The sequence below is a fragment of the Fusicatenibacter sp. genome (assembly GCF_977045365.1).
The window spans coordinates 1-16,933 of sequence record NZ_CDRRUH010000065.1; the positions used below are offsets into that span (position 1 = coordinate 1).

The 16,933-nt window shown below is 50.7% G+C and carries 12 protein-coding genes; all 12 read right to left on the reverse strand.

Annotation, left to right across the window (positions count from 1 at the left end):
- Positions 1–620: 620 nt before the first annotated feature.
- Positions 621–833: a DUF378 domain-containing protein gene (locus ACY2VW_RS12235; RefSeq protein ID WP_055228257.1), complete on the reverse strand. Its 213-nt coding sequence runs from the start codon at positions 831–833 to the stop codon at positions 621–623.
- Positions 834–996: 163 nt separating this feature from the next.
- Positions 997–2,433: an Asp-tRNA(Asn)/Glu-tRNA(Gln) amidotransferase subunit GatB gene (gatB, locus tag ACY2VW_RS12240; RefSeq protein WP_055217758.1), complete on the reverse strand. Its 1,437-nt coding sequence runs from the start codon at positions 2,431–2,433 to the stop codon at positions 997–999.
- Between the two features lie 15 nt (positions 2,434–2,448).
- Complete coding sequence (gatA, locus tag ACY2VW_RS12245; RefSeq protein ID WP_441141058.1) at positions 2,449–3,909, reverse strand: Asp-tRNA(Asn)/Glu-tRNA(Gln) amidotransferase subunit GatA; 1,461 nt, start codon at positions 3,907–3,909, stop codon at positions 2,449–2,451.
- 16 nt (positions 3,910–3,925) lie between these two features.
- On the reverse strand, positions 3,926–4,219 hold the full coding sequence (gene gatC / locus ACY2VW_RS12250) for an Asp-tRNA(Asn)/Glu-tRNA(Gln) amidotransferase subunit GatC (RefSeq protein WP_022462350.1): 294 nt from the start codon (positions 4,217–4,219) through the stop codon (positions 3,926–3,928).
- A gap of 39 nt (positions 4,220–4,258) precedes the next feature.
- Positions 4,259–5,587 (reverse strand): aspartate--tRNA(Asn) ligase, encoded by a 1,329-nt coding sequence (gene aspS, locus ACY2VW_RS12255; RefSeq protein ID WP_461878261.1) that lies wholly within the window; start codon positions 5,585–5,587, stop codon positions 4,259–4,261.
- Between the two features lie 195 nt (positions 5,588–5,782).
- A complete protein-coding gene (locus tag ACY2VW_RS12260; protein WP_461878262.1) occupies positions 5,783–5,932 on the reverse strand; it encodes a hypothetical protein in 150 nt (49 codons plus the stop codon).
- A 166-nt stretch (positions 5,933–6,098) separates the two neighbouring features.
- Positions 6,099–7,313 (reverse strand): LL-diaminopimelate aminotransferase, encoded by a 1,215-nt coding sequence (locus ACY2VW_RS12265; RefSeq protein WP_461878263.1) that lies wholly within the window; start codon positions 7,311–7,313, stop codon positions 6,099–6,101.
- Positions 7,314–7,340: 27 nt separating this feature from the next.
- Positions 7,341–7,889 carry an ANTAR domain-containing response regulator gene (locus tag ACY2VW_RS12270; RefSeq protein WP_461878264.1) on the reverse strand — a complete coding sequence of 183 codons (549 nt, stop codon included), beginning with the start codon at positions 7,887–7,889 and terminating at the stop codon, positions 7,341–7,343.
- Positions 7,890–7,912: 23 nt separating this feature from the next.
- Entirely contained in the window at positions 7,913–9,244 is a 1,332-nt protein-coding gene (gene glnA / locus ACY2VW_RS12275; RefSeq protein ID WP_461878265.1) for a type I glutamate--ammonia ligase, read from the reverse strand.
- Positions 9,245–9,383: 139 nt separating this feature from the next.
- Entirely contained in the window at positions 9,384–10,868 is a 1,485-nt protein-coding gene (locus tag ACY2VW_RS12280) for a glutamate synthase subunit beta (protein ID WP_461878266.1), read from the reverse strand.
- Between the two features lie 14 nt (positions 10,869–10,882).
- Positions 10,883–15,421 carry a glutamate synthase large subunit gene (gene gltB / locus ACY2VW_RS12285; protein ID WP_461878267.1) on the reverse strand — a complete coding sequence of 1,513 codons (4,539 nt, stop codon included), beginning with the start codon at positions 15,419–15,421 and terminating at the stop codon, positions 10,883–10,885.
- A gap of 229 nt (positions 15,422–15,650) precedes the next feature.
- On the reverse strand, positions 15,651–16,933 hold a 1,283-nt coding region (locus tag ACY2VW_RS12290; RefSeq protein WP_461878268.1), incomplete at its 5' end, for a CTP synthase.

Sequence of the window (16,933 nt, forward strand, 5' to 3'; positions counted from 1 at the left end):
AAAAGCTCTTGCATAATGTATCTGGCTTCCGATATCAACTCCGACAACCATTGTTGAATCTGTTACTTGCTCAATCTTTTCATTCTGTGTATAATTCATTTGGAACCTCCAGTGCTTGATTGTTTTGTTTACATCCGCCAAGATGCAACTCAATCATACCTTGAGGTTCTTTTTTATTCAATTGGCGCTTTTAATGAATTACAGGAATGCTCCTTTCTTTCCTGCTTAACAAAAACCTTCATATCGGTCACATATTTCTTTCCTCCGTTTCCTTTTTCTCCATACTGTGAATAGTTTCACTTCAAATATGGAAAATCAGGGCATCAAAAAAAGAAAGAGAATGCATATCTGATCCTCTTTCTTTTCTGACGATTTATCATATGATATATTTTATTTTCTGCCGTGGCAAATAAAAAGTACTCCCACGCTGCGGCATCACTCGCCAGAAGAACGGCACAAGAAAGCTGCATCAGAAGCATCCGGTATTTTTTCTTTTTCTGATCCATATCCCTGCTCAAAACCATACAGAGGGCCGCAATATTTGTTTTGTCCTTCCTAAAACAGCAAAAGAAAACCCTCTCATACCGCCTTTCTCTGCGTATATGAGAGAGTTCCTGTTCTTACGCCTGTCCCAGTACGTGGTCGGAAATTCTTCCGTAGACGGAGATCAGGTAGAGGCCGCAGATGCCGACAACCGCGTAGATGATGCGGCTCAGCCACGTCATGTTTCCGAAGATCAGGGCGACGAGGTCGAGGCGAAAGAATCCGATCAAGCCCCAGTTGACGGCTCCGATGATTGCAACGGTGAGTGCGGTGTAATCCAGTCCTTTCATGTAAAGAAACCTCCTTTTTCCGGATTTTGTATCGTCTTTTTATCTCTTCCGGTTTCTTTATAAAGAATTTCCCAAAAGGAGGCAGATTATGCATTTTCTTTGATTTTTCAGGCAGAAAAATGGAGACCATTTCCAGGCCTCCATTCGTGCAATTTTGTTTTCTTTATTCAGACAGCAGCTTCTGCAGCAGCTCTCCTGCTGCTGCCGGGTTGGCTTTGCCTTTCATTTCTTTCATGACCTGGCCGACCAGAAATCCGAGGACTTTTGTCTTTCCGGATTTGTACTGCTCTACCGGGCCAGGGTTGTTTTCCAGAACTTTTCTCGCGGTTTCTTCCAGAAGGCCGGTGTCGTTTACGGTTTTCAGTCCGTGCTCCTCGACGTATGCTTCCGGATCGACATCCTCTGCAAAGATCTGCTCAAATACCTCTTTTGCCACCTGGTTGTTGACCGATCCGGCTTCTGCCAGTTCGATCAGGGATGCCAGATGCTTTGGTGAAAACTGCAGATCCTCCGGCTCCTGGCCGTTCTCCTTTAAGAGACGTAAGGTCTCGCCCATCAGCCAGTTTGCCACTTTTTTCGGTTTGCCGCAGAGCGCCGTCGTCTCCTCAAAGAGATCGGACAGCTTCTTGGAACCGGTCAGAATGCCCGCATCGTACTGCGGCAGTCCGTACTGCTCCACGTAGCGTGCCTGTTTTTCCGGCTGAAATTCCGGCATGGATTTCACAATGCGGTCGATCCACTCGTCGGAAATATGCACCGGCGGCAGATCCGGGTCCGGGAAGTAGCGGTAATCCTTCGCATCCTCTTTCGAACGCATCGCGTAGGAATACTCTTTGTTGTCGTCCCAGCGGCGGGTCTCCTGGACAACAGCTTTTCCTTCCTCGATCAGCTCGATCTGTCTTGCACGCTCTCCCTCGATCGCTCTTCCGATAGCCTTAAAGGAGTTCAGGTTCTTCATCTCGGTACGTGTTCCGAATTTCTCACTTCCGACCTCACGGACCGAAAGGTTGACATCGGCACGCATCGAGCCCTCCTGCAGTTTGCAGTCGGATGCGCCGAGATACTGAATCATCATACGCAGTTTTTCCAGATAAGCGATAACCTCTTCCGCAGAGCGCATATCCGGCTCGGATACAATCTCGATCAGCGGAACGCCGCTTCGGTTGTAATCGACGAGCGAGCAATCCTCCCACTCATCGTGGATCAGCTTTCCGGCATCCTCCTCCATGTGGATCTCATGAATGCCGATTTTCTTCTTTCCCGCTGCGGTGTCAATCTCGACATATCCATCGTGGCAGATCGGCAGATACAGCTGGGAAATCTGATAGTTCTGCGGGTTGTCCGGATAGAAATAGTTCTTCCGGTCGAATTTGCAGAGCTGGTTGATTTTGCAGTTTGCAGCAAGTCCGACGCGCAGGGCGTAATCGACAACCTTCTTATTTAATACCGGAAGGGATCCCGGCATACCGGTGCAGACCGGGCAGGTGTGGGTGTTCGGCGCACCGCCGAATGCGGTAGAGCAGCCGCAGAAAATTTTTGTCCTCGTCGCAAGCTCCACATGTACTTCAAGTCCGATGACGGTTTCATACTGTTTTGACATTGTTTTGCTTCCTCCTTACCATTTTTCTGGCTGCCCGAATGCACCGCGTGCCTGCTCATAGGTGTACGCTGCACGGAACAGTTTTTTCTCTGAGAAACAGTCTCCGATAAGCTGCATGCCGATCGGAAGCCCCTTGTCATCCATACCGCACGGAACGGTGATGCCCGGAAGGCCGGCGAGGTTGACGGATACGGTGTAAATATCGCCCAGATACATCTGCAGCGGATCGGAAAGCGATTCCCCGAGACGCGGTGCGGTCGATGGTGCTGCCGGGCTTAAAATCATATCGTATTTTTCAAATGCGCGGTCAAATTCCTGTTTAATCAGGGCTTTCGTGCGCAGTGCTTTCAGATAATACGCATCATAGTAACCGGAGCTTAAGACGAAGCTTCCCAGCATAATCCGTCGTTTCACCTCCGGACCGAAGCCCTCGGAACGGCTCTTCTTATACATATCGTGGAGTCCTTCGTACTCTTTGGCACGGAAGCCGTATTTCACGCCGTCGAAGCGTTCCAGGTTGGAGCTTGCCTCAGCGGATGCAATAACGTAATAAGCCGGAATGGCATAATCAATGAGGTCGAGATCGAAATACTCTACTTCTGCTCCGCGTGCCTTCAGGACATCGGCAGCTTTTAAAATGGATTCCTTCACCTGCGGATCCAGGCCTTCGCCGAAGTAGCTGTTCGGAATACCGATTTTCAGATCGGAGACATCTTCTTTTAAAGCGCTCATGAAATCGTAATCATCGCGTTTCATCGATGTCGCATCTTTTGCATCATACGAAGCGACCGTCTGCAGCAGTGCTGCACAGTCTGTCACATCCTTTGCGACCGGTCCGATCTGGTCGAGGGAGGAACCATAAGCGATCAGTCCGTAACGGGAAACGGTGCCGTACGTCGGTTTCATGCCGGTTACGCCGCAGAAGGAACTCGGCTGACGGATCGATCCGCCGGTATCGGAGCCAAGTGCCATCGGTACTTCTCCTGCTGCAACGGCTGCGCAGGAACCGCCGGAGGAACCGCCTGGAACGTGTTCGGTGTTCCATGGATTTTTCGTCACGCCGTACGCGGAAGTCTCTGTCGTACTTCCCATCGCAAACTCATCCATGTTTGTCTTTCCGATGATAACGGCTCCCGCCTCCTCGAGCCGTGTAATAACCTCCGCATCGTACGTCGGAACGAAGTTCTGCAGGATCTTTGACGCACACGTCGTCGCAAGACCTTTCGTACAGATGTTGTCCTTGACCGCAATCGGAACGCCGGCCAGCGGACCGGTGAGCTCTCCTGCGTCAATTTTCTTCTGTACTTCTGCCGCGCGTGCTCTTGCACCCTCTTCATCCACAAGAAGGAATGCGTGAATTGATTCTTCCGATGCTTTGACTGCCGCAAGAGACGCTTCTACAGCGTCCGCTACAGTGATCTTTCCTTCTTTGATTGCGGCAGAAAGCTGTACTGCTGTCATATCTTTGATTTCCATATCGAATCTCCTCCTGCTATTCTACCGTTTTCGGAACCTTGTACTGGCCCTCTTTGACTTCCGGTGCGTTGGCAAGCATTGCATCGCGGTCATCGCCATTGGTTACTTCATCCTCGCGGAACACATTTCCCATTTCGAAAATGTGGGTCATCGGCTCGACCTTGCTGGTGTCGAGCTCGTTTAATTTATCTACATAATCCAGCATCTTCTGCATATCCTGCCGTGCGGATTCTTTTTCCTCATCCTTTAATTCCAGCTTGGCCAGGATGCCGACATATTCCATCGTTTCATCTGAAATCACATTTGCCATTTCACTCGTTCTCCTTTTTTATTTTCCGGCAGGATCCGCTTACGGCTCCAGTCTTGTAAGATCACGCGGGAACAGCGTTGTCTCGCGGACGTTGTCCTCGCCGATCAGTTTCATGGTCAGACGCTCCAGGCCGATACCAAGACCTCCGTGCGGCGGCATACCGTGTTTGAAAGCACTCAAGTACTGCTCCATGCCCTCTTCTGTCATGCCGCGGGCTGCGATCTTTTCAGAGAGCATCTTGTAATCGTGGATACGCTGGCCTCCGGTTGTGATCTCCAGACCGTGGAACAGCAGGTCGAAGCTCTTCGTGTATCTTTTATCCTCCGGATCGTCCATCGCATAGAACGGTCTCTTTTTCGACGGATATTCGGTGACGAATACAAAGTCTGCATCGTACTCCTCCTTGAAATACTGGCCGATCAGAAGCTCCTCCTCCGGCTCAAGGTCGAACGGGTTGCGGATCTTCCTGTTATATTTCTCGGCTACCAGCTCTTTTGCTTTCGTAAACGGTACAGTTGGGATTTCATCTGTCTTTGGAAGCGTAACTTTCAGAATCTCCAGCTCTTTTGCGTAATCCTTTTTGAGGAGCTCCACCATGTACTGTAAAAATCCGGTTTCCATTGCCATGATGTCGGTGTAATCCTCGATGTAGCCCATCTCAAAGTCGAGGCTGGTGTACTCGTTCAGATGACGTTTCGTGTTGTGTTTCTCTGCACGAAAGACCGGTCCGACTTCAAAGACACGGTCAAATACGCCAACGAGCATCTGTTTGTAGAACTGCGGGCTCTGCGCCAGGACAGCCGGGCGGTGGAAGTATTCCAGCTTGAAGATGTTTGCGCCGCCCTCAGCGCCTTTCGCGCCGATCTTCGGTGTGTGGATTTCGGTGAATCCCTGGGAATGAAGGAAATCACGGAACGCCCGTACCACGCCTTCCTGGATGCGGAATTTTGCACGCTCTCTGACGTTTCGAAGAGCGATCGGCCGCATGTTCAGCATCGCTTCAAGGGAGGTGTTCATTTTCCATTTGTTGACTGCGAGCGGCATTGGCTCGATCGGCTCAGAGAGAACGGTGATGGTCTGCAGTCTGACTTCGACACCGCCCGGTGCGCGGCCCTCTTTTTTGACCGTTCCGGTTACGGCAACTGCCGATTCCTCTTTCAGATCTTTCAGCGGGAAGTCAACGCTTCCTTCTTCGTACACACACTGAACGAGCCCCTCGCTCTTTCTTAAGATGACAAAGGCAACCTCGCCCATGTCACGGATGATGTGTACGGCTCCTTCAAGTTTTACTTCTGTGCCTTCCGGTATCTCCAGCAGAGTTTTTACGGAGATGTCTTCTTTTTTCTTTACGCCTGTCATAAATTCCATGTCTTGTTCTCCTCTCTTTCTCGCCTGTCCCGGAATGCTTTTTCAAATAAAAAAGTCCCGGAACAGTGTTTTTAACTACTGTTCCGGGACGGGATATTTTATGTTCCCGCGGTACCACCCGCATTGCGTTTTTCTCTCCGGTTTTCCGGGGGAAAACGCCCACTCATTTATACTTAACGCGTATCACGGATCTGCCTACTTGATTTCCTGTTCTGATTTCGTGTTCAGCGGACCGGCTCCGGAATGTTCCCCATTGTATGTTTCCTCCATGCTGATGCTCTCAGTCGGTGACATCGGCTTCCTGTCAGATTCCGCATACGGAGTTTCCTTCACTGCCTTTTTCATACTGTGCATTATAGCACAGCAGTTTTGCATTTGTAAACACCTAATTTTTACTGATTTTGTATAAATTCTAATGCATTTTTCGTGAATTTTATCTATACAAAATTATTTTTTCGCGTGTTTATAAAATTGCGCAAAAATTCTGTTTTGTCGATATTTCACACACAATTTACAGCTTCTTAATTCTCTCCACTGCCTCTACCGTATTCTCATACGTACCGAACGCAGTCAGACGGAAGTAGCCTTCTCCGCTCGGGCCAAAGCCTGATCCCGGTGTTCCGACTACGTTTGCGTCTGCCAGCAGGTGATCAAAGAACTCCCAGGAAGTCATATTTCCCGGTGTTTTCAGCCAGATATACGGAGCGTTGACGCCGCCGGATACGGTGTAGCCCGCGCCCTTTAATCCGTCGTAGATGACTTTTGCATTCTTCATGTAGTAAGCAACCTGCTCTTTTAACTGTGCTTTTCCTTCCGGAGAGTAAACAGCCTCGCCGGCTCTCTGGATGATGTACGGAGCTCCGTTGTATTTCGTTCCGTGACGGCGTGCCCACAGGCTGTGCAGGGTCACATCGCCGGATTTGATATCTTTCGGGATAACGGTGAATCCAAGACGCATACCGGTAAAGCCTGCGTTCTTGGAGAAGCTACGCATCTCGATGGCGCATGTTCTTGCACCCTCGCACTCATAGATGGAATGCGGAATGTCTTTTTCTGAGATATATGCCTCGTATGCAGCATCATACAGGATGATGGCTCCTACTTTGTTTGCATAATCAACCCATTTCTGCAGCTCGTCTTTGGAAACCATAGCGCCGGTCGGGTTGTTCGGGAAGCACAGATAAATCAGATCCGGGGTCTCTTTCGGGAGATCCGGGGTGAAGTTGTTTTCTGCGGTACACGGCATGTAAATCACATTCGTGAAACGCTCAGTTGCTGCGTCGTAGTCACCGGCACGACCTGCCATTACATTGGAGTCTACATAAACCGGATAAACCGGGTCGCATACAGCGATCTTGTTGTCCAGGCTGAAGATCTCCTGAATGTTGCTGCAGTCGCATTTTGCGCCGTCTGATACAAAAATTTCATCAGAGGAGATATCGCATCCTCTGTCCTGATAATCATTTTTTGCGATGGTATCGCGAAGGAAAGCATATCCAAGATCTGGTGCATATCCGTGGAAGGTCTCTGCGTGTCCCATCTCATCCACTGCTCCGTGCAGCTTTTCAATGATCGCCGGTGCGATCGGCTGGGTTACGTCGCCGATTCCAAGACGGATGATTTTCGCGTCCGGATTTGCCTCGGTGTAAGCTGCAACTTTTTTTGCAATGGTGGAAAACAGATAGCTTCCCGGCAATTTCAGATAATTGTCATTGATTTTGAACATTATTATGTCGCTCCTTTTCACTTTTTCTTACTCTGTCAAAAGCGTCAGCACCATCTGTGCCGTTTCGACCAGATTGGTGCCGCTGTCCATGCTGCATTTCTGCATGTAGCGATGGGCCTCCGACTCGGTCATGTGATTTCGTTCGATCAGAAGGCTTTTTGCACGATCGATGATGTGCTGTTCCTCGGCGCTGCGCACCTTGGGCTTTGCCCGCTCTTTCTTTCTGCGCCGTGCCGCACTCTGCAGCATCATCTCCAGTGTATTGACCAGCTCGTACACGGAAAGCGGCATCGTAACCGCCATGATTCCGGTTCCCTCCACCGCACTTAAGGCGCGGCTTGATGCAATCAGAAGCATCTGGAAGCCGGACGGCATACACTCATTCAGATCCGTAAAGAACATATCCGGGAGCTTGTAGCCGCAGATGACGATACCGCCGTTTAAGCTGTTCATCTCTCCGAGCGCCGCTGCTGCTGTCGAACAGACAGCATCGATTTCATATCCTCTTTTTGCCAGAATATCCCGGATGCGCTTTCCATCTTCTATTTTGGGAAGTACTATCACTATGCTGCTCATGCATTTTCAGGCCCCTTCGTCGTCTAAATACGGTACAGATATTTCTCTGTCTCCCAGTCAGATACCTGGCGGAGATACTCATGCCACTCTTCTTCTTTGGCATTGATATATCCATCCACAAATTCCTGGCCGAGTACCTGACACAGAAAATCGTCTTTCTTTAACTCTGCGACCGCTTCTCCAAGGCTTCCCGGGAGAAGGGTGATCTGCATCGCGTTTCGTTCTTCTTCTGTCAGATCGGAAATATTGCGGTCCACCGGGGACGGCGGAACGATTTTCTGTTTGATACCGTCAAGTCCTGCTGCCATGCAGACAGCAAGTGCCAGGTACGGATTGGCTGCCGAATCCGGGCATCGAAGCTCAATGGCCATGATGCCGTCTCCCGTCAGCGGAATGCGGATCAGCGGGCTTCTGTTCTTTGCAGACCATGCCACGTAGATCGGTGCACCGTATCCCGGTGTCAGACGTTTGTAGGAGTTTACAAGCGGATTGGTAATCGCTGCGATTCCGCTGATGTGTTTTATCAGTCCGCCCATAAAGTAATATGCCTCTTTGCTGAGCCCGTATTCATCGGATTTGTCGGCAAACACATCTTTTCCCTCCTGAAACAGGGAGAAGGAAAGATGAAGACCCGATCCGTGAACTCCGGTTTTTGGTTTTGGCATAAAGGTTGCGTGAAGGCCATGACGTTTTGCAATTGTACGGATAGCAAATTTGGCAGTCATCAGCTGATCTGCCGTCCGAAGTGCTGCAGCCGGACAGAAATCCAGTTCGTGCTGGCCTGCCGCTACCTCGTGGAAGGAAGACTCAACGTCGATTCCCATTTCTTCGAGGGTCAGCACCATATCGCGCCGCGCGTTTTCTCCCAGGTCCAGCGGTCCCAGATCCAGATAACCGCCTTTGTCGTGCGTTACACTCGTTGCTCCGCCGTCCTCATCGGTGTGGAACAGGAAAAATTCACACTCCGGTGAGATTTCAAACTCATAGCCCATCGCTTTCGCTTCGGAAATTACCTTCTGAAGGATGGTTCGGGAACTCTTTGCATAAAGATTCCCCTCTCTATCATACACATCACAGATCAATCTTGCAACCTTTCCTTGCTGCGGACGCCACGGAAGTATTGCAAAGGTGTCGAGATCCGGGTGCAGAAACATGTCTGCTTCCTCGATGGTGACAAATCCTTCAAACGAAGAGCCATCGAAAACACACTGATTATTCAGGGCTTTTTCCAGCTGTCCGGCGGTGATGGCCATATTTTTCATCGTTCCAAACATATCGGTAAACTGCAGGCGGATAAATTCAACATCTTCTTCCTCCGCCATCTGAAGGATCGCTTCCTTCGTATACTTTGCCATATCGATTCTCTCCTTTATCAAAGACGATTCTAAACGAAAAGGGTGCTTTCACGCGGCAGGGCAAAAAGACCCTTTGCGTAAAAACACCCTTGTTTTGGGCATATTATAGCAGTTTTTCGCGTGTTTTGTCAAGAAAAACTTAGAGATTCGTGTATCCCATCAGGGATTCATCGACTGCCTTTGCTGCCTCGCGTCCCTCGCGGATCGCCCATACGACCAGGGACTGGCCGCGGTGCATATCGCCTGCGGTGAAGACATTTTCTTTTGTTGTCTGGTATTTTCCGTCATCTGTCTTCACGTTGGTGCGCTGGTTGACTTCCACTTTAAATGCATCGGTCACATATTTCTGGGATCCTAAAAAGCCTGCTGCAATAAGAACGAGATCTGCCGGGAGAATCTCTTCGGTTCCCTCAACCGGAACCATCATCATGCGGCCGGATTTCTCATCTTTTTTCGGTGTCAGTTTTACGGTCTTGATCTGGCAGACTTCACCTTTTTTGTTTTTGATAAATTCCGTTACGGTTGTCTGGTAAATCCGCGGATCATGGCCGAATACGGCGATTGCCTCTTCCTGGCCGTAATCCGTCTTGCAGATCTTCGGCCACTCCGGCCACGGATTGTTCTCGGCACGCTGATCCGGTGCTTTCGGCATCATCTCAAGCTGTGTCACAGATTTGGCACCGAGACGGATGGAAGTTCCGACACAGTCATTACCGGTGTCGCCGCCTCCGATGACAACAACGTGTTTGCCCTTGGCATCGATGTAGGCATGATCCTCAAAATTGGAATCCAGAAGACTCTTCGTTACGGAAGTCAGGAAATCTACAGCAAAGTAGATGCCCTTTGCATCTCTTCCCTCTGCCTTGATATCTCTTGGATTTGCCGCACCGCAGCAGAGCAGGACACGGTCATATTCTTTTAAGAGTTTGTCAGCTTTTACATCTTTTCCGATATCAGCATTCGTCACAAACTCGATGCCCTCGGCCTTCATCAGATCCACACGGCGGTCGATGACGCTCTTATCGAGTTTCATGTTCGGAATACCGTAGCGTAAAAGTCCGCCCACGCGGTCGCGGCGTTCAAAGACCGTAACAGAATGGCCGCGGCGGTTGAGCTGCATCGCTGCTGCAAGGCCGGAAGGACCGCTTCCTACAACGGCAACGCGTTTTCCGGTGCGCACTTTCGGCGGATGCGGCGTAATCAGGCCGGTTGCCCATGCGTTTTCGATGATCGCGCGTTCATTTTCCTTCGTGCAGACCGGGTCTCCGTTTACGTTGCATGTACAGGCTGCTTCGCAGAGTGCCGGGCAGACACGGGAGGTAAATTCCGGAAAACAGTTTGTCTTGGTGAGGCGGCGGTATGCCTGCTCATAGTTTCCAAGATACACAAGGTCATTCCACTCCGGAACGAGGTTCTGCAGCGGACAGCCGGAGGCCATTCCCGCAATCATGGTTCCCGCCTGGCAGAACGGTACACCGCATGCCATACAGCGGGCAGCCTGCATCTGCTGCTCCTTTTTCGGGAGCTGCAGATGAAATTCCTTAAAGTTTTTGATACGCTCAAGCGGGGCAACGGTGTTTCCCGTCTTGCGCTGATATTCCATAAATCCAGTTGGCTTACCCATAATTCTTCTTCCTCCTACTTACGCATGCTTTCGTAAAATGCTTCAATCTGTGCCTGTTCGCTGCTAAGGCCCTTGTCTTCCATCTGTGCACTCAGCATCATCATGCGCTTATAGTCATTCGGAATGATCTTCTTGAATTTCGGCAGATATTCGTCAAAGTGTGTGAGAATTTCTTTACCTTTTTCAGAGCCGGTGTGTGCGACGTGTTTTTCAATCATGTTTTTCAGCTCTGCAATATCGTATTTGCTTTCTACCGGTTCAATTGAAATCATTTCCTTGTTCAGATTGCGGTACAGGTTGCTCTTTTCGTCCAGGACATAAGCGATACCGCCGCTCATGCCGGCTGCGAAGTTCTTTCCGGTTGCGCCGAGGACAACGACGCGGCCGCCGGTCATATACTCGCATCCATGCTCACCGACACCCTCGACAACGGCGTAAGCACCGGAGTTTCTGACACAGAAACGCTCTCCTGCGATACCGTTGATGTACGCCTCACCGCTCGTTGCGCCGTAGAGGGCAACGTTTCCGACGATGATGTTTTCTTCCGGTTTATACTTTCTTGCCTTCGGCGGGTAGACAACCAGTTTTCCGCCGGAAAGGCCTTTTCCGAAGTAATCGTTCGAATCGCCCTCAAGTTCCAGGGTCAGTCCTTTTGGAATAAAGGCTCCGAAGCTCTGTCCGCCGGCACCCTTGCACTGTACGGTGTACGTATCCGGCTCCAGAGAGGTGCCGAATTTTCTGGTGATCTCGGCACCAAGAATCGTTCCCACGGTACGATCGGTGTTGGTGATCTCGACTTTGACGGTCTTCTTCTCTTTCTTATCCATTGCCGGACCGAATTTCTTTAAAAGTACCTTCTCATCCAGGGTTGCGCCAAGTTTGAAGTCGTAAACATCTTTCGGATCGAACGTTACCTTCTCGCCTGCTTTTGCAAACGGATTGTTCAGGATCTGGCTTAAGTCTACGCGGTCTGCGTGCTCGTTCGTCACTTTATCATTTCTCTTTAAGAGGTCGGAACGGCCGACCATCTCGTCAACGGTGCGGAAGCCAAGTTTTGCCATGTATTCCCGCATCTCTTCTGCGATGAAGCGCATGAAGTTGATGACGTACTCCGGTTTGCCGCGGAAACGTTTGCGCAGTTCCGGGTTCTGGGTTGCAATACCCATCGGGCAGGTATCGAGGTTGCAGACACGCATCATAACGCATCCCATCGTTACAAGCGGTGCCGTAGCAAAACCGAATTCCTCTGCTCCAAGGAGTGCTGCAATCACAACGTCACGGCCGCTCATCAGTTTACCATCGGTCTCGATCATAACACGGTTGCGGAGGCCGTTTTTGATCAGCGTCTGATGGGTCTCGGCAAGGCCTAACTCCCACGGAAGTCCTGCATTGTGGATCGAACTTCTCGGTGCTGCTCCCGTTCCTCCATCATATCCGGAAATCAGGATGACCTGTGCTCCGGCTTTTGCAACACCGGCTGCGACAGTACCAACACCGGCTTCGGATACCAGTTTGACCGAGATTCTTGCATTCACATTCGAGTTTTTCAGGTCATAAATCAGCTGCGCAAGGTCCTCGATGGAGTAGATGTCGTGATGCGGCGGCGGGGAAATCAGGGATACACCCGGTGTGGAATGACGTGTTTTTGCAATCCACGGGTAAACCTTTCCAGCCGGTAAATGGCCGCCCTCGCCTGGTTTTGCGCCCTGTGCCATCTTGATCTGGATCTCTTTTGCACTGACAAGGTATTTGCTGGTAACGCCGAAACGTCCCGATGCTACCTGTTTGATCGCGGAGCATCTCTCCGGGGATTCGAGACGGTCATCGCTCTCACCGCCCTCACCAGTGTTGGATTTTCCATGCAGACGGTTCATGGCGATCGCCAGTGTCTCATGTGCCTCCTGGGAAATGGAACCGTAGGACATCGCACCTGTTTTGAATCGTTTTACGATAGAATCTACGCTCTCAACTTCTTCGAGCGGAACGCCCTGCTCCGGATAATCGAAGTCCATCAGGCTACGCAGATAACCGCTCTCCTCGCTGTCGACCATAGCGGTGTACTCTTTGAACATCTTGTAATCGCCGCGTCTTGTGGACTCCTGCAGCGTATGAATGGTGCGCGGATTGTAGCGGTGCTCCTCGCCCTGGCTTCTTGCTTTGTGGCGTCCGATGCTGTCCAGTGTCAGATCGTTAGACAGCTCCAGCGGATCGAATGCCTGGGAATGACGCTCATCCACATCTTTTGCAATGTCTTCCAGGGTAATACCGCCGACACGGCTGACCGTACCGGTGAAGTATTTGTCGATGACATCCTCGGAGATACCGATAGCCTCGAAGATCTGGGAACCCTGATACGACTGGATCGTGGAGATACCCATCTTCGCTGCGATTTTGACAATGCCGGAAATAACGGCGTGGTTGTAATCTTCAACGGCTGCGTAGTAATCTTTCTTGATCATGCCCTCTTCAATCAGCTCATGGATCGTATCGAGTGCCAGATACGGGTTGATTGCGCAGGCACCGTAGCCGAGCAGTGTTGCGAAATGATGTACCTCACGCGGCTCGCCGGACTCCAGAATGATCGCAAGAGAAGTTCTCTTTTTCGTTTTTACCAGATGCTGATGAACAGCGGATACAGCTAAAAGGGACGGGATTGCCACATGGTTTTCATCGACACCGCGGTCGGAGAGGATCAGGATATTTGCTCCTGCCCGGTGTGCACGGTCGACTTCGACGAACAGGCGGTCCATCGCACGGTCAAGCGGTGCGCTCTTGTAGTAGGTAATCGGAACAGTCACTGCCTTGAAGCCTTCGACCTTCATGTTTTTGATCTTCAGCATATCGGTATTGGTCAGGATCGGATTGTTGATTTTTAATACCTGGCAGTTCTTCGGCTCCTCTTCCAGCAGGTTTCCGTCACGTCCGACGTAAACACTTGTGGAGGTTACGATCTCCTCACGGATGCAGTCGATCGGCGGGTTTGTTACCTGTGCGAAGAGCTGTTTGAAATAGTTGAACAGCGGCTGATGCTCATGGGAGAGAACGGCAAGCGGGGTATCAATACCCATCGAAGCGGTTGCCTCGACACCGTTTAATGCCATCTTTCCGATGGTGGAACGGTACTCCTCGTAGGTGTAGCCGAACGCTTTCTGTAAACGCATCCGCTCTTCTTTTGTATACTCTTCTACCGGCAGATTCGGGATCTTGATATCCTTTAACTGTACCAGATAGCTGTCGAGCCATTCGCCGTACGGCTGTTTCATGGCGTAGTATTCTTTGACTTCCTCATCGTTTAAGACTTTTCCCTGTACGGTGTTGACGAGAAGCATCTTGCCCGGATGGAGACGTTCTTTTAAGACAATCTTCTCTTCCGGAACTTCCAGAACACCGACCTCAGAGGAGAGGATCAGGAATCCGTCGTTGGTGATGTAGTAACGGGAAGGACGAAGACCGTTGCGGTCGAGCACTGCTCCCATCACATCTCCGTCGGAGAACAGGATCGATGCCGGTCCGTCCCACGGCTCCATCATTGTTGCGTAATACTGATAGAAATCACGTTTCTCCTGGGAAATCGTATCGTTGTTTGCCCACGGCTCCGGGATTGTGATCATGACAGCCAGCGGAAGATCCATGCCGCTCATGGTCAGGAATTCCAGTGTGTTGTCGAGCATTGCGGAGTCAGAACCCTGGGTATTGACAACCGGCAGAACCTTGTGCAGTTCATCCTGCAGCATCGGGGAGGACATCGTCTCCTCGCGGGCCAGCATCTTGTCAGCGTTTCCGCGGATGGTGTTAATCTCGCCGTTGTGTACGATGAAACGGTTCGGATGGGCTCTCTCCCAGCTCGGGTTCGTGTTCGTGCTGAACCGGGAATGTACCATGGCGATTGCGGATTCATAATCGACATCCTGCAGATCGCGGAAGAAGGTGCGGAGCTGCCCTACCAGGAACATACCCTTGTATACGATAGTACGGCTGGAAAGGGATGGCACGTAAGTGTTGTCGTTGCTCTGTTCGAAAACACGGCGTACGACGTACAGACGGCGGTCGAAAGCGATTCCCTTTTCCACATCCTCCGGTTTTTTGATGAATGCCTGCATGATGTAAGGCATACACTCTCTTGCCTTATGGCCGAGGACTTCCGGAACGGTCGGCACGGTTCTCCATCCAAGAAGTTCCAGTCCCTCTTTTTCCACGATGATCTCAAACATCTTTTTGGCCTGGTTCCGTTTCAGCTCATTCTGCGGGAAGAAGAATACGCCGACGCCGTATTCCCGTTCTCCGCCTAATGAAAAACCGAGGGTCGAACAGGCTTTGGAAAAGAATTTGTGCGATATCTGCAACAAGATTCCTACTCCGTCTCCTGTTTTACCCTCGGCGTCTTTGCCGGCTCTATGTTCAAGATTTTCTACGATTTTTAATGCGTTTTCTACGGTCGCATGGGATTTTTCACCTTTGATATTCACGACGGCTCCGATACCGCAGTTGTCGTGTTCAAAGGAAGAACGGTACAGCCCTTCTTTTCCCATGACACGCTCTTTGCTCTGTGTCATACGGCTTCCCTTCCTTTACTTTCCTTATTTTCGGTTATCCTTTGTCTTTCCGGAAAAGAATGGAGGGGAATCTTTCGTTCCCCGCCGTTCTTTCTGGATTGCCCTTACTATACTCTATTTTTTTCGTCCTGTAAAGAGCAAATTTAATTTTTATATAATTTTTTATATTTTTTCTTAACTTTCTTAGGTTATTACTGCATTTTACCTAATTTTCTATATCATCCACCGATTACTTTGCCGCATGGTACTCGGCTGCTGCTGCGATCAGGCCGCGGAACAGCGGATGCGGACGGTTCGGACGGGATTTGAACTCCGGATGTGCCTGTGTTGCGATGTAGAACGGATGATCTGAAAGCTCTACCATCTCAACGATTCTTCCGTCCGGAGAAACACCGGAGAGAACCATGCCGTTTTCGGTCAGTGCTTTCCGGAAATCGTTGTTTACTTCATAGCGGTGGCGGTGACGCTCGGAAATCTCTTTCTCACCGTACAGCTCCTGTGCTTTCGATCCGTCTGCCAGGACGCATGGATATGCGCCGAGACGTAACGTACCGCCGATATCCTCGATTCCATCCTGATCCGGCATCAGTGCGATCACCGGGTGCATGGTGTTCGGGTTCATCTCAATGCTGTGTGCGTCGTGGTAACCGAGAACGTTTCTTGCATATTCAACAATCGTCAGCTGCATGCCGAGGCAGAGGCCGAGGAACGGTATCTTGTTCTCTCTTGCATATCGAATCGCTGTGATCATGCCTTCGATACCGCGGTTTCCGAATCCGCCCGGTACCAGAACACCGTCCACATCGCTCAGATACTCTGCCACGTTCTCCTCGGTTACCAGCTCGGAATCCACCCATTTCAGGTGTACGTTTGCATGGCTTGCAATTCCGCCGTGTTTTAATGCCTCGACAACGCTCAGGTATGCATCATGCAGCTGGGTATACTTTCCGACGAGGGCAATCGTCACCTCTTTGTTCGGATGGCGGAGTGCTTCTACCATGTGGGTCCAGTCGGACAGATCCGGTTCCGGGCATGGAAGGTGAAGGCTCTCGCAGACAACCTGCGCCAGGTTCTCTTTCTCCATGGCAAGCGGAGCTTCATACAGATACTCCACGTCCAGGTTCTGCAGAACATGGCTTGACGGAACGTTGCAGAACAGAGCAATTTTGTCTTTGATCTCGGTGGTCAGCGGATGCTCGGACCGACATACGATGACATCCGGCTGGATACCGATTCCCTGCAGCTCTTTTACGCTCGCCTGCGTCGGTTTTGTTTTCATCTCACCGGAGGCTTTCAGATATGGAATCAGGGTAACGTGGATCAGAATGGCGTTCTCGTGTCCGACGTCATGCTGGAACTGGCGGATCGCCTCCAGGAACGGCTGACTTTCGATATCGCCGACGGTTCCGCCGACCTCAATGATGGCAATACGCTCCTCGTCTACTTCTTTTCCGCGGTAGAAACGGCTCTTGATTTCGTTTGTAATGTGCGGAATGACCTGTACGGTGCCTC

Coding starts and splice junctions, on each gene's coding strand:
- ACY2VW_RS12235 (WP_055228257.1), bottom strand. CDS start 833: ATGAAAGGACTGGATTACACCGCACTCACCGTTGCAATCATCGGAGCC.
- gatB (WP_055217758.1), bottom strand. CDS start 2,433: ATGTCAAAACAGTATGAAACCGTCATCGGACTTGAAGTACATGTGGAG.
- gatA (WP_441141058.1), bottom strand. CDS start 3,909: ATGGAAATCAAAGATATGACAGCAGTACAGCTTTCTGCCGCAATCAAA.
- gatC (WP_022462350.1), bottom strand. CDS start 4,219: ATGGCAAATGTGATTTCAGATGAAACGATGGAATATGTCGGCATCCTG.
- aspS (WP_461878261.1), bottom strand. CDS start 5,587: ATGGAATTTATGACAGGCGTAAAGAAAAAAGAAGACATCTCCGTAAAA.
- ACY2VW_RS12260 (WP_461878262.1), bottom strand. CDS start 5,932: ATGAAAAAGGCAGTGAAGGAAACTCCGTATGCGGAATCTGACAGGAAG.
- ACY2VW_RS12265 (WP_461878263.1), bottom strand. CDS start 7,313: ATGTTCAAAATCAATGACAATTATCTGAAATTGCCGGGAAGCTATCTG.
- ACY2VW_RS12270 (WP_461878264.1), bottom strand. CDS start 7,889: ATGAGCAGCATAGTGATAGTACTTCCCAAAATAGAAGATGGAAAGCGC.
- glnA (WP_461878265.1), bottom strand. CDS start 9,244: ATGGCAAAGTATACGAAGGAAGCGATCCTTCAGATGGCGGAGGAAGAA.
- ACY2VW_RS12280 (WP_461878266.1), bottom strand. CDS start 10,868: ATGGGTAAGCCAACTGGATTTATGGAATATCAGCGCAAGACGGGAAAC.
- gltB (WP_461878267.1), bottom strand. CDS start 15,421: ATGACACAGAGCAAAGAGCGTGTCATGGGAAAAGAAGGGCTGTACCGT.